This is a genomic window from Diaphorobacter sp. B2A2W2 (assembly GCF_056730635.1).
The window spans coordinates 1-18,963 of sequence record NZ_JBWZOR010000009.1; the positions used below are offsets into that span (position 1 = coordinate 1).

16 protein-coding genes and 3 pseudogenes are annotated in these 18,963 nt (G+C 65.2%); 6 read left to right on the plus strand and 13 right to left on the minus strand.

The window, feature by feature from the left end:
* The 5 genes from AC1PPL_RS14280 to AC1PPL_RS14300 all read right to left on the minus strand — a co-directional run.
* Positions 1-3,088 (minus strand): efflux RND transporter permease subunit (locus tag AC1PPL_RS14280; RefSeq protein ID WP_479973568.1); only part of this gene is annotated, 3,088 nt, incomplete at its 3' end.
* Between the two features lie 9 nt (positions 3,089-3,097).
* Positions 3,098-4,210 carry an efflux RND transporter periplasmic adaptor subunit gene (locus AC1PPL_RS14285; protein WP_051001391.1) on the minus strand — a complete coding sequence of 371 codons (1,113 nt, stop codon included), beginning with the start codon at positions 4,208-4,210 and terminating at the stop codon, positions 3,098-3,100.
* The gene (locus AC1PPL_RS14290) at positions 4,207-4,761 is read right to left on the minus strand and encodes a hypothetical protein (protein WP_075807007.1); all 555 of its coding nucleotides are present in this window, start codon (positions 4,759-4,761) and stop codon (positions 4,207-4,209) included. The genes AC1PPL_RS14285 and AC1PPL_RS14290 overlap by 4 nt, the downstream gene beginning before the upstream one ends.
* 105 nt (positions 4,762-4,866) lie before the next feature.
* Positions 4,867-6,054 carry a TolC family protein gene (locus AC1PPL_RS14295; RefSeq protein ID WP_236748577.1) on the minus strand — a complete coding sequence of 396 codons (1,188 nt, stop codon included), beginning with the start codon at positions 6,052-6,054 and terminating at the stop codon, positions 4,867-4,869.
* A gap of 727 nt (positions 6,055-6,781) precedes the next feature.
* Complete coding sequence (locus AC1PPL_RS14300; protein WP_088887059.1) at positions 6,782-7,117, minus strand: DUF4148 domain-containing protein; 336 nt, start codon at positions 7,115-7,117, stop codon at positions 6,782-6,784.
* A gap of 144 nt (positions 7,118-7,261) precedes the next feature.
* Between AC1PPL_RS14300 and AC1PPL_RS14305 the strand changes: the two genes are divergently transcribed.
* Positions 7,262-7,948 (plus strand): heavy metal response regulator transcription factor, encoded by a 687-nt coding sequence (locus AC1PPL_RS14305; RefSeq protein ID WP_088887060.1) that lies wholly within the window; start codon positions 7,262-7,264, stop codon positions 7,946-7,948.
* Entirely contained in the window at positions 7,945-9,297 is a 1,353-nt protein-coding gene (locus AC1PPL_RS14310) for a heavy metal sensor histidine kinase (protein WP_040435565.1), read from the plus strand. Before AC1PPL_RS14305 ends, AC1PPL_RS14310 begins: the two co-directional genes overlap by 4 nt.
* Here the strand turns inward: AC1PPL_RS14310 and AC1PPL_RS14315 are convergent.
* The gene (locus AC1PPL_RS14315; RefSeq protein ID WP_167372733.1) at positions 9,257-11,497 is read right to left on the minus strand and encodes a heavy metal translocating P-type ATPase; all 2,241 of its coding nucleotides are present in this window, start codon (positions 11,495-11,497) and stop codon (positions 9,257-9,259) included. The genes AC1PPL_RS14310 and AC1PPL_RS14315 overlap by 41 nt on opposite strands.
* A gap of 94 nt (positions 11,498-11,591) precedes the next feature.
* On the opposite strand from AC1PPL_RS14315, the gene cadR reads away from it, so the two are divergent.
* Positions 11,592-12,035 (plus strand): Cd(II)/Pb(II)-responsive transcriptional regulator, encoded by a 444-nt coding sequence (cadR, locus tag AC1PPL_RS14320; RefSeq protein WP_019372870.1) that lies wholly within the window; start codon positions 11,592-11,594, stop codon positions 12,033-12,035.
* Positions 12,036-12,213: 178 nt separating this feature from the next.
* On the opposite strand, the pseudogene AC1PPL_RS14325 reads toward cadR, so the two are convergent.
* Positions 12,214-12,447: pseudogene (locus AC1PPL_RS14325) on the minus strand (LysR family transcriptional regulator); the annotation flags it as partial.
* A gap of 2 nt (positions 12,448-12,449) precedes the next feature.
* Between AC1PPL_RS14325 and AC1PPL_RS14330 the strand changes: the two are divergent.
* Positions 12,450-12,684 (plus strand): annotated as a pseudogene (locus tag AC1PPL_RS14330) (ATP-binding protein); the annotation flags it as partial.
* 125 nt (positions 12,685-12,809) lie between these two features.
* Positions 12,810-13,112 (plus strand): annotated as a pseudogene (locus AC1PPL_RS14335) (DUF4148 domain-containing protein); the annotation flags it as partial.
* Between the two features lie 234 nt (positions 13,113-13,346).
* Here AC1PPL_RS14335 and AC1PPL_RS14340 read toward each other — a convergent pair.
* From AC1PPL_RS14340 to parA, 5 genes are all read right to left on the minus strand, one after another.
* Positions 13,347-15,329: a relaxase/mobilization nuclease domain-containing protein gene (locus AC1PPL_RS14340; RefSeq protein ID WP_479973569.1), complete on the minus strand. Its 1,983-nt coding sequence runs from the start codon at positions 15,327-15,329 to the stop codon at positions 13,347-13,349.
* Positions 15,330-15,777: 448 nt separating this feature from the next.
* Positions 15,778-16,377: a S26 family signal peptidase gene (locus AC1PPL_RS14345; protein WP_041111053.1), complete on the minus strand. Its 600-nt coding sequence runs from the start codon at positions 16,375-16,377 to the stop codon at positions 15,778-15,780.
* Positions 16,374-16,919: a DUF2840 domain-containing protein gene (locus tag AC1PPL_RS14350; protein ID WP_041111055.1), complete on the minus strand. Its 546-nt coding sequence runs from the start codon at positions 16,917-16,919 to the stop codon at positions 16,374-16,376. The genes AC1PPL_RS14345 and AC1PPL_RS14350 overlap by 4 nt, the downstream gene beginning before the upstream one ends.
* Positions 16,916-17,179, minus strand: a complete 264-nt coding sequence (locus AC1PPL_RS14355; RefSeq protein WP_041111083.1) for a hypothetical protein — start codon at positions 17,177-17,179, stop codon at positions 16,916-16,918. The genes AC1PPL_RS14350 and AC1PPL_RS14355 overlap by 4 nt, the downstream gene beginning before the upstream one ends.
* Complete coding sequence (gene parA / locus AC1PPL_RS14360) at positions 17,176-17,814, minus strand: ParA family partition ATPase (protein WP_479973570.1); 639 nt, start codon at positions 17,812-17,814, stop codon at positions 17,176-17,178. The genes AC1PPL_RS14355 and parA overlap by 4 nt, the downstream gene beginning before the upstream one ends.
* Between parA and AC1PPL_RS14365 the strand changes: the two genes are divergently transcribed.
* Positions 17,813-17,941 carry a hypothetical protein gene (locus tag AC1PPL_RS14365; protein WP_257789741.1) on the plus strand — a complete coding sequence of 43 codons (129 nt, stop codon included), beginning with the start codon at positions 17,813-17,815 and terminating at the stop codon, positions 17,939-17,941. The two genes, parA and AC1PPL_RS14365, sit on opposite strands and share 2 nt — an antisense overlap.
* Positions 17,942-18,103: 162 nt before the next feature.
* Here AC1PPL_RS14365 and AC1PPL_RS14370 read toward each other — a convergent pair whose 3' ends face one another.
* A complete protein-coding gene (locus AC1PPL_RS14370; RefSeq protein WP_241349759.1) occupies positions 18,104-18,961 on the minus strand; it encodes a replication initiator protein A in 858 nt (285 codons plus the stop codon).
* Between the last annotated feature and the right edge of the window lie 2 nt (positions 18,962-18,963).

The window sequence follows — 18,963 nt, forward strand, 5'->3', positions numbered from 1 at the left end:
GCCGCTCTGCATCCTTGCGGCCGAATAGCCAGAACAAGACGGGTGTGAGGAAGGTGTCGAGCAGCGTCGAGCTGATCAGGCCGGAGAAGATGACCACGGCTACCGGATGCAGCACCTCGGTACCAGGCTGCTCGGCCTCGAACAGCAGCGGCGCCAGCGCGAAAGCCGTGACCAGCGCAGTCATCAGCACCGGGCTCAACCGTTCGAGCGAGCCGCGCACGATCATCTTCTTGTCGAAGCTCTCGCCCTCGAAGCGCATCAGGTTGATGTAGTGACTGACCTTCAGGATGCCGTTGCGCACCGAGATGCCGGCCAGCGTGATGAAGCCGACGAGCGCGGCCACCGACAGGGGCTGGCCCGACAGCCACAACCCGATCACCGCGCCGACCAATGCCAGCGGGATGTTGACCATGATCAGTGCCGAAAGCGTGCTCGACTTGTAGCGGCTGTACAGCACCACGAACATCAGCACCAGCGACACGATGGACAGCAGGCCGACGAGGCGCGAGGCCTCCTCCTGCGCCTGGAACTGTCCGCCCAGCGTGATGAAGTACCCCTCGGGCAACTTGGTTTCAGCCACGACCTTGCGAATGTCCGCCACGATCTCCGACAGCGCACGGCCTGACGCATTGGCCGACAGCACGATGCGGCGCTTGCCATCGTCGCGGCTGATCTGGTTGGGGCCGTCGCCGTCCTCGATCGTCGCGATCTTTGACAGGGGTATGCGTCCCGTCGGCGTCTCGATCAGGATCTGGTTCAGCCCATCAATTGACCGCGCGGTCTCGGGTAGCTTCACCACCAGCGCAAAGCGCCGACCGCCCTCGACGATCTGCGTGATCTTCTCGCCCTCGACCAACGATTGCAGCGTGGTCAGTACCTGCGGTGCCGGCACGCCATACTGCGCGGCGGCGGCGTAGTCGATATGCACCTTGATCTGCGGCGCGAGCACCTGCTTTTCGATCTGCAGGTCGGCGATGCCGGGAATGGCCGCCAGCTGTTGCCGCAGGGCCTCAGCTTGCCCGCGCAACGCATCCAGGTCCTCGCCGAAGATCTTGATCGCGATCTGCGAGCGCACACCCGAGAGCATGTGATCGATGCGGTGCGAAATAGGTTGCCCGATCTCGATGGCAGCCGGCAGGTTGGACAGGCGCGCGCGAATGTCGGCCCGAACCTCGTCCATGCTTCGCGTCAGCTCGGCGGTCGATTTCAGGCCGACATCGAGTTCGCTCACATGCACGCCCTCGGCATGTTCGTCCAGTTCGGCGCGGCCACTACGCCGCCCGACGTGCGTGACCTCGGGCACCTGGCTCACCAGCACCTCGGCCTGGCGCGCCACCGCGGAGCTTTCGGATAGGGTGACGCCGGGGTTCAGTCGCAGGCCGATCAGCAGCGTGCCTTCGTTGAAGGGCGGCAGAAAGGTCGTCGGGAAGAAAGGCACCGCAGCCGTGGCCGCCACGACCGCGATACCCGCCGCGACGATCGCGGCTTTGGGCCGTTCCAGCACGGTCTCCAGGCCGTTGCGGTAGCGCGCCTTCAGCCAGGCGAGCACCTTGGTGTCGCCGTGGTCGAGGTTCTTCATACGTGGCAGCAGGAAGAAGCTCAGCACCGGCGTGATCGTCACCGACACCACCAGCGAGGCCAGCGTCGAGACGATGAAGGCGATGCCCAGCGGCACGAACAGCTTGCCTTCCAGCCCCGGCAGCGCGAACAGAGGGATGAAGACCAGCACGATGATCACCGTGGCATAGAGGATGGCCGAGCGCACTTCCATCGTCGCGCGGCTCACAACTTCGAGCGGGTGTAGCCGCTTGTCGGGGTGTTTCGCGCGGTCTTCCTTCAGCCGGCGCAGCACGTTCTCCACACCGACCACGGCATCGTCCACCAGCCCGCCGATCGCGATGGCCAGGCCACCGAGCGTCATCGTGTTGATCGATAGGCCGAAATAGCGGAAGACCAGGGCGGTGATGAAGATCGAAACGGGGATCGCGGTCAGCGCGATGACCGTCGGTCGCAGTGTGCCAAGGAAGAAGAACAGGATAGCCGCGACGAAGACCGACGCGCCGATCAGCTTGCCTTGAAGCGTGGTGATCGATGCTTCGATGAAGCTTGCCTGGCGAAAGGTAACGCGAGGCGCTTCCATGCCTGCGGGCAGCGAGGCCTTCAACCCGGTCAGCGCGTCCTCGATGGCGTTGGTCAGGGCGATCGTGTCGGCGGTGGGCTGCTTCTGGATGCCCAAAATCACGGCCGGCTTGCCCTCGAAGCCGGCATCGCCACGCTTGATGGCAGCGGCAAAGGTCACCTCGGCGATCTGGCGCAACAGGATGGGCTGACCCTGGCTGGCGGTGAGCGCAAGGTTCTTTAGATCATCCAGGCGTGAGGTGCGCCCGAGGTTGCGGATCAGGTACTCCCGGCCGTTCAACTCCAGAAATCCACCCGAGGTGTTGGCAGAAAAGCCCTTGAGCGCCGCTTCGAGCTGATCGTGCGTGATGCCGAGCTCGGCCATGCGGGCCGTGTTCGGCTGTACCTGGAACTGCCGTACCTCGCCGCCGATCGGGATCACCTGCGCCACGCCCGGCACCGACAGCAGTCGGGGACGCAGTACCCAGTCGGCGTACTCGCGCACCGCCATCGGGCTGATCTTCTGCGGATCGACGGGAATCGCGATCTGCATGATCTCGCCCATGACCGAGCTGATCGGACCCATGCGCGGCACGACGCCTTCGGCGAGGCCTTCCTCCATGGCCGACAGTCGCTCTGAGACGAGCTGCCGCGCGCGGAAGATGTCCGTGCTCCAGTTGAACGTGACGTAGAGGAAAGACAGGCCAGCCGACGAGGTCGAACGCACCGACTCGACGCCGGGCAGCCCGTTCATCGTCGTCTCCAGCGGGAAGGTGATGAGCTGCTCCACCTCCTCGGCGGCCATGCCGCCGGCCTCGGTCATGATCGTGACCGTGGGCTTGTTGAGGTCCGGGAACACGTCCACCGGCGTTTGGGACAGCGTGAAGGCGCCATAGGCCATCAGCACGACGCTGGCGATGATCACCAGCATCCGGTTGGCCAGGCTGTTGTCGAGAAGCCACTTGAACATGCGGACTCCTCAGCGCACCTGGTTGATCAGTGTGGCCCCCTGCGTGGCCACGCGGTCGCCGGCCTTCAGGCCCGACGTGATCGCCACGTTCACACCGTCCAGCGGCTCGGCCGTGACGGTGCGGGGCTCGAATCGCTCAGGCGCGGTCTTCACCCAGACAATGCTCTGATTCGCCGGGTTCTTCATCAGCGAGGCCAACGGCACGGCGATGCCTTTTACCTTGCTCTTGCTCTGCACGAAGACGCGCACCGGTTGGCCTACCGCCAGCGCCGACAGCGCGGCAGCTTCAGCGCGGAAGGCCAACGGCAATGCCTGTTCGCGCAGACTGTGCGCCGCACCGACGAAAGTCAACGGCACGCGCTCCTTGCCGACGGCGAGCGTGGCGCTACCGACATCCGAGCTGATCGCCGCATCGAAGGCGAGCGCCTCGATGCGCAGCCGCGCCGGATCGATGACTTCGAAGATGAGTTCGCGGGAATCGACTACTTGGCCCGCCACCGCGTTGGCGGAGGCAATCACGCCCGAGACGGGCGCAATCAGCACCTCGCGGGTCGCAAGTCCCCCACCCACAGCAGCGATGCGCTCGGTCAGGCTGCGTGCCTCGCTCTCGGCCGCCTCGATGTCCTTGCGCGGCACGGTGTCGGCCAGCTCCTGCAAGCGCGCGACGCGCTTGTCCGCCAGGCTCTTGGCTGCGCGCAGCTCGGCCAGTTGCGCGGCCTGGTTCGATCGCTCGATCGGCGCGGCCGAGGGCACGACATAGGCCAGCACTTCCCCTTTGCGCACCGCCTGTCCGGGATTTGGCAGACCTCGTGGCCCCGGTTCGATGCGGCCGGCATTCAGTGGCTGTACCTTGCCCCCTGCGTTGGGGTCCATCACCACCTTGCCATTCAGCTCGAACGAGCGCGGCAACTCGGCCTCTTCGGTGAGCAAGGTGCGCACGCCGAGTTGCCGCTGCGCGGGCTTGGGCAGAAACACGCTGCCATCAGGTAAGCGTTGTGGGCCATTGGCGTTCGGCGCGGCGGCTGCGTCGCCATGATCATGGCCTTCGCCGGCGAAAGCTGGAGTGGCTGCACCCAGCGACAGAGCGATGGCTATGGCAAGAAAAATGCGTTTCGAGGTCATGCGGCATCTCCAGCATGGCGTTGACGGGAGGACACCATGCGGCGGCCAATGGTGAACAGGGCCGCAAGCGCGGCCACTATGCCAATGGCCCAGGCCGCATAAGGTGTCCAAGGCTTGGAAGGCCCGGCAGCATCGGTATGCGCTTCTTCGTGGTGATCGAGTTCGCCGGCGAGCAAGTCCACCTCATTGCCTGCGGCGACCGTTGCGGTGATCGGCAGTACCCCAGGCCCAGGCTCAGCCGTCAGAACGACCTCGTAAACATCTTCGTGCTTCTCGGCCTTGAACTTTTCACCGGCAACTTCGAGTTCGATCTGGGCGTCTGTCACCGGGGTGTTGTCAGCGGTACGGTCAAGATAGAGGGTGATGTGCTTGCCGTTGAGCACGCCGACAAGTTCGAAGATGTCGGAGACGGCGATGAACCGTGGGAGCGCGGGGCCAGTAGTGGCCGGGGTCGCGTCGCCGTGGTCATGGCCTTCGCTAGCGCGCGCCAGCGGAGACAGGAGAAGGGCCGTGGCGATGCTGAGCACCGCCAGTAGGGGAGAAAGTTTCATGGTGAAGGTTCCAGATGGGATTCCAGATGGATGTGCTGCGTTATTAATAGCTGTTTACGATTGATGGATAAGCTCTGGGTGCCAATTTCACTCATATCCTGCCGTTCACTGCGGCAGCAGGCCCAGTGCCTGGCGCCATGTGGAAATCGCCGAGGCCAGCTCTATGCGGCTGCGCGCCGCCTGCCGTTCGGCCTCGGTGGCTTCGGCTTCGATGCGCAGCCGTGTCGGAAGATCGGTCTCGCCCAGGCGGAAGGATTTGTCGAAGAATCCGCGCGTCTCACGAGCCAAGGTGGCGCGGCGTTCCGCGGCTGCAAGCTGCGTGCGTGCCGCATTGACCCGGACCTCTGCGGCCTCCCTCTCCGACTGCAACCGCGCACGATCCAGCGCGAATTGGGCCTGTGCTTCCACAGCATCGGCCCGAGCAGCCGCCACGCGGCTGTCGTGGCGAGGGCCTGCGCCGAACGGAATTCGAATGCCCACCGTGATGGCTTGGTCGTAGCGCTCGCCGAATGCCCCACGTTCCCGCGTGGTGGACAGTGTCAACTCCGGGTTCGCCCGCGACTGCTTGGCGGCCAGGGCCGCGGTGCGCTCGGCCACGGCGGCACGGTCTTGCAACTCGTTGAGTGCAGGGTGTATTGGCATGTCTGACGAGGTGGGTTCAACCTCGGCAGGCGATGTACCCGTAGGCGCAGCGAGGGCAACACTGCCGGTCAGCGCCTTCAATTGCTGCTGCGCCGTCGTCGCTCCTGCCTCGGCCTGCGCCACGGCCGCTTCGGCTGCGGCCACAGCACCGTCGGCCTGGTGTTGGTCGGCCTGCGCCAGGTCGCCGGCCTTGGCGCGCCGCGCAACGTCGGTGGCGATGCGGCGAGCATTGTCCAGTTGCCCACGTGCGATGTCGGCGTCGATGCGCGTGCGTTCCCAATTCCACCAGGCCTCACGTACCGTGGCGGCGAGTCGCAGTCGCGCCGCTTCCACACGGCTCTCCACGGCCGCAGTCTGCGCATCTGCCAGTGCACCGCTGTTGCTTCGCTCACCTGGCAGCCACAGAGGGATGGCGATGCCGGCCTCTAGCTCACGGGCACCGTCGTTGCGCGTAAGCCGGTCCGTCTTGTTACTGATTTCGAGCGCGGGTGGCTCGGGCGTCCATGCCGCCGCCGCACGCCGCTGCGCTTGGACGGCATCACGGCGCATCAGCAGCGCCTGCGATTCGGGCTGCCGCGCCCAGGCTGCGTCGAAGACGTCCTTCAGGTTGGCTGGGAGCGCTTCCGGTTGGGCATATACGCCGGCGTTCACGCCGGCCAAGAAAGCGGCAAGTACGGCTTGCCGCAGACGGATTGATGTTTTTGTCTTCGGATACATCCGATGCTCCAGTGTTGAGGGGGATACACGGGAGACCGGCGAATAGCGACCATACGGCCGCGCCACATCTGAACGCCCACGTCAGCAGGCGTTCGGACGCGAACGGGAATCAGAAAAGGAAGACCCCGCCTCGCCGATCAGGCAAGGTGAGACCACTTGGGGCGCTCGGGTCTAAGGGAGTGGTACGCAGTACATGGCTCATCGTTGACCGCGATGGATGGACTGGGTATTTGTTCGAATCGCAGTGACTCGACACGGAGCAGCATGCCAGCGTATTGCCCGTGGCAGTGCCCGCAGTCATGACTCACGCCGAGCGTGGCATCGCTGCTGGAAACCGTCGTATCCGATTCATCGAGGAGCGTGGAAGCATGGCCGTGCGCAGCATGGTCATGGTGTCCGAGATGGCTCACCGCGGAGCCTAGCTTGTGCACGCAATAGCCAGCCACCGCCGCCCAGGTTGCCTGGGTAGGCAGTAGTACGAGCAGAAGTATGGCGAGCCAGCGGCGCATGGAGAAAGTGTAGCAGTAGCAATGTCAGTCCAGGAGCAACGATGAGGGGGTGTCTCTCCGGCCACCTCAATGCCCAGCGAGGTGCTGCTCGCTTTGATGAGGCGAGGCGGCATGGAAACAAACTCTGGCAGAGTGCGCGGGTGTCAGCAGTGTCAACCGCCGGAATACAGTTCCAGTCGCGCACGCTGTGCTTCCGGTGCTTCGCTACGCATCTCATCGACAACCTGCTGGCGCGTCTTCGGTGCTGCGGAACTCTTGATCGGCACCGACCGTCCACGCTGCATCAACGCGAGCGTACCGTCCTTGCGGGCTGCATCGACCTCGGCCATCAGCTGGGCGCGTGTCTTGGTGCTCTTGAAGTGATCGGAGTGATACGTAAAGCCTTGCTCCGTAGGCGCCGGATGCCAGAGCGAATCGGCCTGGGCCGTCATGGGCAGCGCCGTAGCCAGGACGATGGCCTTCAGGGCGATAAGATGGGTCAGTTTCATTGCATGGTCCTTTCCAGCGTGATTTGCAAAAAATCGATATGCCCGAAGGCATGAGCACAATGTAAGAACCGACACCGAACGGGAGTAGAACGTACAGATGACAATTTGGACGGGTTGCGAGCGACCGTGGAAGGAACGGCACGCATGAAGCTGCTAATCGTGGAAGACGAAGCCAAGCTCGCGGACTATCTTCGCAAGGGGCTCTCTGAAGAAGGCTACGCGATCGATGTGGCTGCCAACGGAATCGATGGCCTCCACATGGCCTCGCACGGCAGTTACGACCTGATCGTGCTCGACACCATGTTGCCGGGCATCGATGGCTTCGGCTTGCTGGCCGCGCTGCGGCAGAGCAAGCAGACGCCGGTGATCATGTTGACGGCCCGCCATCGCATCGAGGACCGCGTGCGCGGACTGAAGGCGGGAGCGGATGACTACCTCGTCAAGCCGTTCGCCTTTTCCGAGCTGGTGGCCCGCATCGAAGTGCTGCTGCGCCGCGTTGCTGGCACTGCGCCCGCACCCGATGCGCTGGTGCTGTGCCTGGGGGACTTGCAGGTGGACCTGGCGCGGCGGCGCGCTACTCGGGCCGGCCAGCGCATCGACCTGTCGGCAAAGGAGTTCCAACTGCTGACGCTACTCTTGCGCCGCAAGGGTGAGGTACTGTCGCGCACAGAGATCGCCGAGCAGGTGTGGGACGTGAACTTCGACTACGGCACGAACGTGATCGATGTTGCTGTGCGTCGGCTGCGGAACAAGCTCGACCTGCCCTTCGAGCGTCCGCTGCTGCACACAGTCCGTGGCATGGGCTACATGCTCGAAGATCGTCAGCCGTGAGACTGCGGCCTGCCGGATCACTAGGACGGCGGCTTGCCCGCTGGCTCGCCTTTCTTACGCTGGCCGGACTCGCCTTGATCTGCTTGGGCGTCTACACCGTCACCGCACTGAGTTTCAAGGAGCGGCAGATGGACACGCTGCGGCAGAAGCAGCTCCAAGTGAGCCATCTCATTGCCGAGGCGGGAGAGTTGGACAACGACACGCTTACGCACAAGCTCAATGACGCCATGGTCGGCCAGCAGGACGTGATGGTGATCCTGAGCGGTGCCGACGGCAGTGTTCTTTATGCCAGTTCAGCCGTTCCAATGGATCACCGCACGATCGACATGCGGTTCGAGGCCACGAACGGCACCACCTCCATCCAGGCGGTGCTGATCCTGGACGCCAGCGAGGACGATCGCGTGCTTGAGCGCTTAGCCCGCACGCTGGTCACGGCGGCGCTTGCTGGGACAGTGGTGATTGCCGTCGGTGGATTCACGCTGGTGCAAATCGGGCTGCGTCCAGTACACGATCTTTCGGCACAAATCCAAGCACTGGAGGCCGATACCCTGCACCAGCCTCTGGATGGCTCCGCTCAACCCGACGAACTGGTTCCGCTGGTGGCCCATGTCAATGAGTTGCTGAAGCGTCTGCACAAGGCCTATGAACAATTGGAAGCATTCAATGCCGATGTTGCCCATGAACTGTTCACGCCGTTAGCAACCTTGATGGGAGGCACCGAGATCGCTTTGCGCAAGGCACGCGACGCCGACGCGCTTCGGGATGTACTGGGTTCGCATCTCGAAGACCTCCAGCGCATGTCGATGATCGTGCAGGACATGCTCTTCCTGTCGCAGGCCGACCGCGGAGCCGAGGCCCGCCGCGAACACGTCGACAGCCTGGCCGATGTTGCGGGCGCGGTGGTGGACTTGCACGAGGCGGCCATCGAGGAAGCCGGTCTTCAAGTCCGTATCGACGGCGATGCCACATGCACGGCCGACGTGCGCCTGCTGCAGCGCGCGCTATCCAACCTGATCGGCAACGCAACCCGGCACGCGCATCAGCGCAGCACCATCTTGGTGCAGATCGACCGGCTGGACGACGAGGTGGCCCTACGGGTGGTGAACCAAGGTCACACCATTCCGACTGAACATCTACCCTACCTGTTCCACCGCTTCTACCGGGCGGATGCAGCGCGGTCGAACGCCGCCCGCAATCACGGACTGGGCTTGGCCATCGTGGCCGCCATCGCTCGCATGCACGGAGGGCGGACCGTGGCGGAATCAAACGGTGGCGTCACGTCCATCGGACTCACGGTGCCTGACCCTTTCAAGCCTTCTGCACCGCACCCAGAAGCCGCAACCCGTTGAGCACAACCAGCAGGCTGGCTCCCATATCGGCGAAGACGGCCATCCACATCGTTGCTCCGCCAAAAAGGGCAAGCACGAGGAAGACGGCCTTGATACCAAGCGCCAGCGTGATGTTCTGCCACAACACCGCGTGCGTCGATCGCGAGAGCTTCACTGTCTCGGCAATGCGTCGCAGGTCGTCGTTCATCACGACCACGTCGGCTGCTTCCATTGCTGTGTCGGTTCCGGCCGCACCCATCGCCACGCCGATGTCGGCCTGGGCCAGCGCGGGCGCGTCGTTGATGCCGTCGCCGGTCATCGCGGTCGGCCCCAGGTCTCGCTGCAAGGCCCTGATGGCTTCCAGCTTGTCCTCGGGCAGTAGATTGCCGCGTGCCTGCTCGATGCCGGCTTCGTGTGCTACAGCCGTGGCCGTGGCTTGGTTGTCGCCTGTCAGCATGACGGGAGTGATGCCCAGCGCTTGCAGCGATGCGACCGCCTCACGAGACGAAGGCTTGATGGTGTCAGCGACGGCAAACAACGCGATGACCCGCTCCGGACTGGCCAACAGCGTGACGGTTCGGCCTGCCTCTTCGTGCTGCTTCAGCCGTTCCTCCAGCGCCGGTGAGCACTGTCCGCGCTCTTCGATCAAACGGTGGTTGCCGAGCACATAGCTCACGCCGCTGACCTCTGCTTGTGCACCGCGCCCCGCCAGCGCCGTGAAATTCTTCGCTTCGACGCCATTCGGCTTCAGTCCGGCCGCGATCGCGCGCGAGACTGGATGGTCGGAATGGCTGGCCAACACCACGGCGACGTGTTCCGCGTCCGCCGACTCCGTCTGCGAATCGACGACGGCCCAGTCCACCAGCCTCGGCTTGCCCTCGGTGATCGTGCCGGTCTTGTCCAGCGCAATCGCCTTGAGCTTGCGCGCCTCTTCAAGGTAAATACCTCCTTTGATGAGAATGCCGCGGCGGGCGGCTGCCGCGAGCCCACTGACAATAGTCACCGGTGTCGAGATCACCAACGCACACGGACAGGCAATGACCAGCAGCACGAGCGCCTTGTAGATGGCCTGCATCCAGGTCCAGTCCAGCAGCCATGGTCCGAGCAACGCGACCGCCAGCGCGAGCACGAAGATGGCTGGCGTATAGACAGCCGCGAACCGGTCGACGAAGCCCTGCGTAGGCGCGCGCGTCGATTGCGCTACTTCGACAGCGTGGATGATGCGCGCAAGCGTTGATTCCGATGCGAGGGCCGTGACTTCGAACTCGAAAGTGCCCGACTCGTTGATCGTGCCTGCAAAGACGGTATCGCCAGCCGTCTTGTCGACAGGAATACTCTCGCCGGTGACAGGGGCCTGGTTAATGCTCGTCTGACCGGAGCGCACCACACCATCCATTGGCACGCGCTCACCGGGTTTCACGCGCAGCACTGCACTGACGGCGATCTCGGCCACCGGCAGGGTAGTCCAACTGCCATCGACTTGCCTCACCGATGCCTGCTCAGGCGCCATCTCCAACAGGCCCTTGATCGCATTGCGCGCGCGATCGACTGCCCGCGCCTCGATCGCCTCAGCGATGGCATACAGCGCCATCACCATCGCAGCCTCGGGCCACTGGCCGATCGCAAACGCGCCTGTCACCGCGACAGTCATCAGCGCATTGATGTTCAGGCGACCATGCCGCAGGGCCGTCAGTCCCTTCTTGTAGACATCAAAGCCGGCTAGCCAGATCGCTACCGCCGCCACGGCGAGGCCAGCGGCGCGCCAGATTGCGGTCTCCGGTGCGAAATACCCGATCAACTCGGCAGCGATGGCCATGATCAGCGCGGCAGCCAGCTTGGGCAATTGGCCTCGGACGCCTTCGTGATCGTGGCCGCCTTCCTCCGAATGCACCTGTCCTGCGCCTGCCGCAACGACCGGCTGGGGGTCAAACCCCACCTTGCGAATGGCCTCCAGCGCTGGCGCAATGGACGGTTCGTCAGCATCGACGGTCAGCATCCGCTGGCCGAGTTGAAAGCGCAGCCCACGGATACCTGGAACTCCGTCGAGAGCTCGGCGGATTTCCGACTCTTCCGCCGCGCAATCCATCGTGGCGATACGAAAACTGCGGCCGCGCGTGGCGGTCGGAACACGGGAAATAGGTGCCGTGTCGATGGAGCAGGCGCCGCAGCAATCGTTGCTGCGAGCGTCCGCATAATCTTGGTCAGTGTGAGTGTTTTTCATGGACGATCCTTTAACCTTTCCCATATTGCAAACCCTGTAGTCGGTGTAGAGTCAAGCCCATACTGCCTTGAAGACAGGCGGAAAGGGGCTGCTGATGAAGATTGGAATCTTGGCCGAAGCCACGGGAACGCCCGTTGAAACCATCCGCTTCTACGAGCGCGAAGGTCTGCTGCCGCCTCCGGCGCGTGCCGAAAACAACTACCGTATGTACTTGCCGGTCCATGTCGAGCGGCTGGCATTTGTCCGGCAGTGCCGCAACCTCGACATGACCCTCGACGAAATCCGCGCGCTGCTCGCGCTGCGGGAATCACCCGCGCAGGATTGTGGCGACATCAACACGTTGCTCGACGAACACATCGGCCACGTCGCGCAGCGCATCCGGGAACTTCGCGCGCTTGAGGCAGACCTCAAGGCGTTGCGCGCGCGCTGCATCGCACCGCATGCGGTCACCGAATGCGGCATCCTCAGTGGCCTCGACACCGCGGCTGCGGCGGGGCCGGAGCTAGCTAGGCGACGTCATGTGCATGGCGCGCACTGAGGGGTACAGCGGCGCATAGACTGTCGCCATCTGGGCCAGTCATCGCGGTTCGGCCAAGGGCTAGAGTCGGTTGCAGCACATCTGCTTGACATTGCGTTGACTTCAGGGTTTGAAATGGCACCGTCAAAACTCGACGTTGATTTTGTCAAGCCATGCCCGGCATACCGGCCTCACTGCTGCGGCTGGATGCAATGCGCGCAGCGCCTACCAGTCCCAGGGCCAGCCCTACGGAAACCAGTGTCATCATGACATCGAATGTCGCCACCCGGTGCGCGATCAACGGTTCCAGCGCGGTCTGTTGGCGCTGGAAGTGATCCACTTGGCGCGCGTACCCTTCGCAGTTTGCCGGGTCACCCAATGCCAATGGGAAGCGCAGAACTTCATCCAACGGAATGCGCCTATAGGCCAATAGCCGTGGAAAGCACCGGCGCCGACATCGATGCCAAGACCCTGCCCCGGCTGTTCAACCGCTTCTACCGCGCCGATGCTTCCAGGGCCCATCCGGATTCCGACGGCTCCGGGCTGGGTGTGCCCATCACGCGGGCCATCGCCGAGGCCCATGCCGGCCAGGTCACGGCGACCTCGGGCCAGGGGGCGAACCTGCTTCGCTCTGGTGTTTCCGCATCGCGTTGCCAAGCCCCGAAGCTGACAACAATGTCATCGGGTTGTCTGGGTTCTGTTGGGTAGGGGTTTCTACCATGAACACATCTCCTCAACGCCCGCCCAAGGCATTAGAGATGCAAGTTTCATCCAACCTCGTCAGGAGCTTTGACCATGACCCAACAACGCCTCTCCCTCTCCTCCATGATCGCCGCCGCGGCCGCAGTGGCCGCCCTGGGCCTTCCGGGGATGGCTTCGGCCGCATACGAGCACCCTGCCAACAACGAAACCGGAGTCATCGTTCACCCGGAGCACTTCAAGAGCGAGAAGACACGAGCACAGGTGATTGCAGAAACCAAGGCTGCCATGCAACAAGGCCGCCTTTCCTACGGTGAAAGTAATTACCCGATCGGCACGCCCACACCCGATGCAGGCTCTGGCAAGACGCGAGCACAGGTGATTGCGGAAACCAAGGCTGCCATGCAGCAAGGCCGCCTTTCCTACGGTGAAAGTAATTACCCGATCGGCACACCCACACCCGACGCAGGCTCTGGCAAGACGCGAGCACAGGTGATCAACGAATTGCAGAACGAATCGCCTGCCGAACGCAATGCTCGCCTGCGTTTCTACTCCCGGGGTTGATGGCCCCCCAGTTGGGATTGCAGTGGACTGCGTTGAATCCATTTTATGGGATCGTTGGGGTCGGCCTGACTAGCCTCGGGACAGCCCAGGCCGCCGCCCAATTTCCCATGAAACCCCACCGCTGCGCACCGTCGCGGCGATCTGCCGCCCCAGCCGCTGTTCAATCACCGACCGCCACGGCACCAAGCTAAATCCCATGCCGTCATCGAGTACGGCGTAGCGTCCGCTGGCGAGCATGACCGAGCGCCGGTAGATGCCGGCCACACGCTGCCCGTCTGCCGTGGGGCGGTGCGCCAGGCCGGTTTCGGCGGCAATGTCCTGGGCAACCTGCGCCAGTTCCCGGTTGCGCAACGTGCCCAGCAGGTTGCGTGCCAGGATCACCCGCTGCCCCCGCCGCTCGGCCAGCCCCTGTTCGGCCAGGAAGTCGGCGCGTTGCTGCATCGCCTGCTTGGCCTCGCCGCCAAAGCCCAGGTCGCCTAGGCCCTTGCCGCCGCCGATCAGTTGCTGGTCGAGCCAGGTGGCGCCGATCACGCGGGCCTGCCGCTCGATGGGTATGTGCGATTTCAGCTCCACGGCCACGCCGCCCAGGCGCTGCGCGTCGTACTGGCGGCCACGCTCGGGCAGGTCGTCCGGCACCTTCCATAGCCCCTCGGCCACGCGCTCCACGATGCCCGCTCGGCGCAGGGCTTCCAGGCGCCGGACGTGGACCGCCACGACTTCGTGCGGGTCGCGGTCGGGCGTGGCCTGACCTTGCGCGATGGCGAAGTGATGATCGGTGCGGTACAGGCCATCGCCCGCCAGCGCGGCGATGTTCTTGTCGGCCGCGCGCACGTCGGCCGATCCCTTCACCTCCACCACGGCGCCGGTGGGATAGTTCGCCAGCTCGTCGCGGGCATTGAGTGCGACGTAGTGGGCCTTGCCGTCCACGCCGTCGATCACCAGATAGCCGCGGTCGCGCAGCTCGTCGGCCAGCCCCTTCGCGGCCACGCGGCCGAGGATGGTTCGGCCGTCGTCGCCTGGCTCGAACACCGCCAGCTCGCGCGGCTCGCCGCGCATGGCCCGCCGCATGGTGCGGATGATGTCGCCGCGTTCGCCCAGGGCGCGTAAGGTCTTTTCAGCATCGGCATGGACGGCCCAGGTTCCGGGCTGCATCTCGTCGGCCAGGCCCAGGCGCTGCAAGCGCTGCAGGCGACCGATCAGCAGCAGGCGCTGGCGTTGCAGCCGGGGTTCGTTGAAGCGTTCGATCTGCACGCGGCCATCGTCGTCAGCCTCGCGTTCCAGGGTACGGTCGAGACTCGTCCACCGTTCCTGTTCTACCTCGCGCTGCAAGGTTTGCTGGATCTCCAGCTCGGTGCGCGGCCCCAGCCATTCGGTCGCTAGCTCGGCGGCCCGATGGCGGAAGCCATCGGCGATGTAGTCGCCCGCGATGATGAGGTCTTTGCTTGTGTCGTCGCGCCCGCGCACGACGATGTGCGTGTGTGGGTTGTCGGTATTCCAGTGGTTGACGGCCACCCAATCGAGGCTCGTGCCAAGGTCGGCTTCCATGCGGCCCATCAGGTGCCGGGTGTAGGTGCGCAGGTCTTCCAGCTCGGCGCCATCCTCGGGCGAGAGGATGAAGCGGAAATGGTGCCGGTCGTCCTGGCAGCGTTCTTTGAACGCATCGAGGTCGGCTTCGTCGGTCTGCGACCCGTAGGCCCGGCCCGGCTCGCCATCGCGGCCCACGCCGTCGCGCTCGATGTAGCGCAGGTGCTTGGCGAGCGACTGCGGGCTGGCCTGGCGTTGATTGACCAGCAGCGTCTTGATGGTCACGCGCCGCGACATGGGCGTCAGCTTTGCGCCCGCGAAGCGCGCGGCCGTGTGGCCGCGCCCCAGGCGCGAGCCGGGCCGCTGGCCGGTTCCGGCACCCTTGCCGGCTCCTCCGGGACGGCGCACCGAAGACTTGCCGCTGCTGGCCTTGCCGGTCTGCTTGAGCACCTTGGAGACGAAGCCTTGGCCCCGATTCTTCGGGGCGCTGGGGCGGATGCGGAAATCATCGTCGCGGCGGTCGGTCATGGCCGCGCTCCCTGCAAGCCCCGGCGTGTCCGGTCGTGCGAAGCACGCGGACATGCCTGCATTGGTGCGGGCCACGCGCCCCACGCGGCACGGCGGCGAAGCCGCCCCGTGCCGCGCCACCCCCACGTGCAGACTGGCTTTGCGGGCGGCCAGGTGTTGCCCCCTTTTGTCTTGCCTTCCGCCTTTGCCCTTCGCTGTCGCTCCGGGTGTCGGCGGTCCGGCGGCGCTGTGCTGCTTGCAGCTAGCGCGCCGGCGAGCGCGCCAATGGCCGCAGGCCGGGCGCGTTCGAGGCAAGACGCCTGCACATTGGACGGCTGCGCCGGATGTTGCGCGAAGCGCGGCGCGGATGCGTTCGCGCTGCACGCGCGACGACATGGCAACAGCATCCAGAACGACATGCCAGATGGCACGATGAGATGCACGGTGACGTGCAGCGAATCGGCGGCCATCATGAGCGTGTCTCCAGCCAGACCGGATGCGCGACGCCGATCAGGACGGATGCGCTGACCGGCCCGAAATAGCGGCTGTCGAACGATGCCGGATTGGTCACGCTCAATAGGAACAGCTCGCCCTCGGCCAGCGGGCGGCAATGCGGCCAGGATGGCAGCGGCCGGCCCAGCCGATCAGCAGGCAGCGCGGCGGCCGTAGGCACGCCGTCGATGCGTACCTGACCGGCGACGATGCAGACGTGTTGCGGCGCGACCGCGCCCACACGTTTGAGCAGCGGAACGTGTGCCGGCAGGTAGCCGCGCTGCGCAGCGAGCGCGGCAGCGTCGGCAGGCAATAGGGTCAAGACGATGCTGCCCACGGACAAGGAACGTGGCAGCGAGGTGGCCCGATGGTCGAGCGGCTTCACGCGATACCAGCCGACCGGCACGCTGTCGGACGGGTTGTAGATCAGGCGCGGCAGCGGCTGCACGAACGCCGCCCAGGCCAGCGCAGCGAGGCCGCAGGCGGACAGGCCAGCCAGCACGATGCGAGCGCGCAGGCGCGAGCGAGGATGCGGCGCGGCTTCGGGCGTGCGTGCGACAGTGGAATGGACCGTCATGGCAGCGCCCTCCCGGTCAGCCAAGCGGCGTGCCGCTCGGCGGTGTATTCGGGCAGCGGCAGACGGGCCGCCAGACGGTTGCCCAGCGTGCGCCAGTACGCGGGCGAAACGTCGATGGCGGCGATGCCCTGCGCGCCGATGCCGTCGATGCGTTCGAGCACGGCACGCACCGCGTTCTCGCCTTCGGCGTGCAGCAGCAGGCGTGCGCCGGGCCGCACGCCGGGGATGCGCTGCACGTCGTCCAGCGGCGTGCCAGCCTGCATCACCATGAGCTGCCAGCGGATCGTTCCGTAGTCGTTGGCCTGCCAGCGAATGCGGCAGAACATCGCGCCCGGCAGGAACACCGCGCAGCGCCGCCAGCGGTCGAGCCGCAGCATGCGTGCCGGTTCGCCGAAGCGCAGGTAGAGCTTGAACTGCGGTTCGATGTAGGCCAGCGAAACGCGCGTCAGCGGCACGCTGCCGACGAGGCCAGCGAGTACCGAAGGCGCGCGCAGCGGCGCAGCCGTGGCCGCGTGCGCCGCAGGTAAAGCGGATGCGTTCATGGCATCTTCTCCGGGGGAAACTCCCGCTCCAGCAGGCCGCGCAGCAAGTCGGCCACGGTCACGCCCTGCGTGAAGGCCGACACCTTGATACGCGCCCGCAGCGCGGGCGTGATGTCGAGGGTCAGGCGGGCTGTGTAGAGGTCGCCCTTGTTCAGCGCATCGGCATCGCCCTGGCGAATCCACGCCTCGGCGTGTGGATTCGTGGGCGGACGCGCGCCAATGCCGACGCGCTTGGCGCGTGGTGACGGTTGCGCTGTCATGTCGGCCACCGCATCAGTTCATCCACCAGGGCGGTGATTTCGCGTGCGGCGGCGCTGTCAGGTGCCGTTTCGCGGGCGAGTCGGCCAGCGGCCACGCTGTCGGCGAACACAATGCGCTGATGCACTTCCGCGCGCAGCGCAGGTAGCGGCTGGTCGGCGAGCGCCTGGCGTGCCTCGCGCCCGATCACGGTGGTGCTGACGCGCCGATTGATGACAAAGGCCGCGCGCAGCGCAGGCCGAAAGACTTGCGCCTCTCGGATCAGCGCCACCATCTCGGCGCTGGCCCACAGGTCATAGGGGCTGGGCTGCACCGGGATCAGCACGCGCTCGGCCGCCAGCAGCGCGGAACGCGCCAAGGCGGCGATGCGCGGCGGCCCGTCGATGACGACGTGATCGGCCCGACTGGCGAGTTCTGGCGCTTCCTGATGCAGCGTTTCGCGTGCCAGGCCCACGGCGCTGAACAGCCGTGGCAAGCCTTGCTGACTTCTGCGCTGCGCCCAGTCGAGCGATGAACCCTGCGGGTCGGCATCCAGCAGGATGACGTGCTGGCCACGCATTGCCAGTTCGCCGGCGATGTGTGTGGCGAGCGTGGTCTTGCCGACGCCGCCCTTCTGGTTGAGCAGAGCGACGATCATGGCGTGGCCCTCCATGCTGGAAAGCCTTGCTTTGATCGGTCTGCAAAACCTGTCGGCTGGTGGCTGGTATTACCTGCCGTTTCTGGCCGCGTGGTGGTTGTCCACCGCAGCGGCGTTGCCCTACTAAAAGTTAGAGAAATTAAGTTAGGGAAGTTAGAGGGCGCGCAAACCCAATGCTGGCGCGGGTTTGCGGCCGATCGGCACGCCTGATAGCACGATAGTCCCACGCCTGATAGCACGATACCCCGCACGCCTGATAGCACGACACCATTCACAGGCTCTCCCGGAGTTATCCCCGTGCCGTATGCGGCACTGGCCGGAACGTCAGCAGCTCCATGCCGTTGTCCGGCATCCGCTCGATGCCCAGGACGTAGCCGGGCAGCGACTGCCGCGCGACCAGGGCGCGCAGGTCGCAGGCGAAGTCGTAGGGCTTGGCGGTGCTGCCGGATTTCTGGTGCAGGTAGCGGAAGTCGAACTGCCAGCCGTATGCCTGCTTGCCGCCGTGCTTGCGGACGAGCCGGTACAGCCACCGCTCGATGCCGCCGGTCAGCCGGAAGTACGCCGGGTCGATGGTCAGCACCAGGGCGGCGTCGAGCACGCCGGCATAGAACCAGTCCGGCAGGATCAGTTCGATGCCCAGCGGCGTGCCGCTGGCATCGGCCAGTTCCTTCCATTCGTTGATCCACGAAAACCGATGCAGACGCCGCCCGGTTGTCTCGCGGATGGACGTGGCCACCGTGGTCGATTGCAGCCGGTCGAGTGCGGCCTTGAGGCGCTGGTAGTCGCGCAGCGACTTGCCGCGCCCGATGAAGCGCAGGATCTCGTAGGGCGTCGCGCGCATCAGCCGCGACGGGCGCAGGCCCGCGTCCTTCGCTTCCACGATCTGCGAGGCCGCCCAAATGAGGATGTCCGCATCCCAAATCGTGGCGATGCCGTGCTCGGCGGTGCCTTCCACGCGGATCGTCACGTTGCCCGCGCGGAAGTCGATGGGTTTGACCCGCTTGGACTTGGCGAGCGAGAAGAAGGGATAGGCCATCAAGTCCTGACTGTCGCGCGGCGCCATGTCGCCCGGCAAGGCGCGGAACAGGTCGAGCTGTTCGCGCTCTTGCAACGGCCGCTGCCGGGACGGCAGCGCAGGGCTGGACATGG

Bases quoted from the DNA above. Each gene is read 5' to 3' on its own strand.
- AC1PPL_RS14315 (WP_167372733.1), bottom strand. From the start codon at position 11,497: ATGAAAAACACTCACACTGACCAAGATTATGCGGACGCTCGCAGCAAC.
- AC1PPL_RS14305 (WP_088887060.1), top strand. From the start codon at position 7,262: ATGAAGCTGCTAATCGTGGAAGACGAAGCCAAGCTCGCGGACTATCTT.
- AC1PPL_RS14370 (WP_241349759.1), bottom strand. From the start codon at position 18,961: ATGTCCAGCCCTGCGCTGCCGTCCCGGCAGCGGCCGTTGCAAGAGCGC.
- AC1PPL_RS14345 (WP_041111053.1), bottom strand. From the start codon at position 16,377: ATGACGGTCCATTCCACTGTCGCACGCACGCCCGAAGCCGCGCCGCAT.
- AC1PPL_RS14340 (WP_479973569.1), bottom strand. From the start codon at position 15,329: ATGACCGACCGCCGCGACGATGATTTCCGCATCCGCCCCAGCGCCCCG.
- AC1PPL_RS14290 (WP_075807007.1), bottom strand. From the start codon at position 4,761: ATGAAACTTTCTCCCCTACTGGCGGTGCTCAGCATCGCCACGGCCCTT.
- AC1PPL_RS14365 (WP_257789741.1), top strand. From the start codon at position 17,813: ATGGCGTGGCCCTCCATGCTGGAAAGCCTTGCTTTGATCGGTCTGCAA.
- cadR (WP_019372870.1), top strand. From the start codon at position 11,592: ATGAAGATTGGAATCTTGGCCGAAGCCACGGGAACGCCCGTTGAAACC.
- parA (WP_479973570.1), bottom strand. From the start codon at position 17,814: ATGATCGTCGCTCTGCTCAACCAGAAGGGCGGCGTCGGCAAGACCACG.
- AC1PPL_RS14355 (WP_041111083.1), bottom strand. From the start codon at position 17,179: ATGACAGCGCAACCGTCACCACGCGCCAAGCGCGTCGGCATTGGCGCG.
- AC1PPL_RS14350 (WP_041111055.1), bottom strand. From the start codon at position 16,919: ATGAACGCATCCGCTTTACCTGCGGCGCACGCGGCCACGGCTGCGCCG.
- AC1PPL_RS14300 (WP_088887059.1), bottom strand. From the start codon at position 7,117: ATGAAACTGACCCATCTTATCGCCCTGAAGGCCATCGTCCTGGCTACG.
- AC1PPL_RS14285 (WP_051001391.1), bottom strand. From the start codon at position 4,210: ATGACCTCGAAACGCATTTTTCTTGCCATAGCCATCGCTCTGTCGCTG.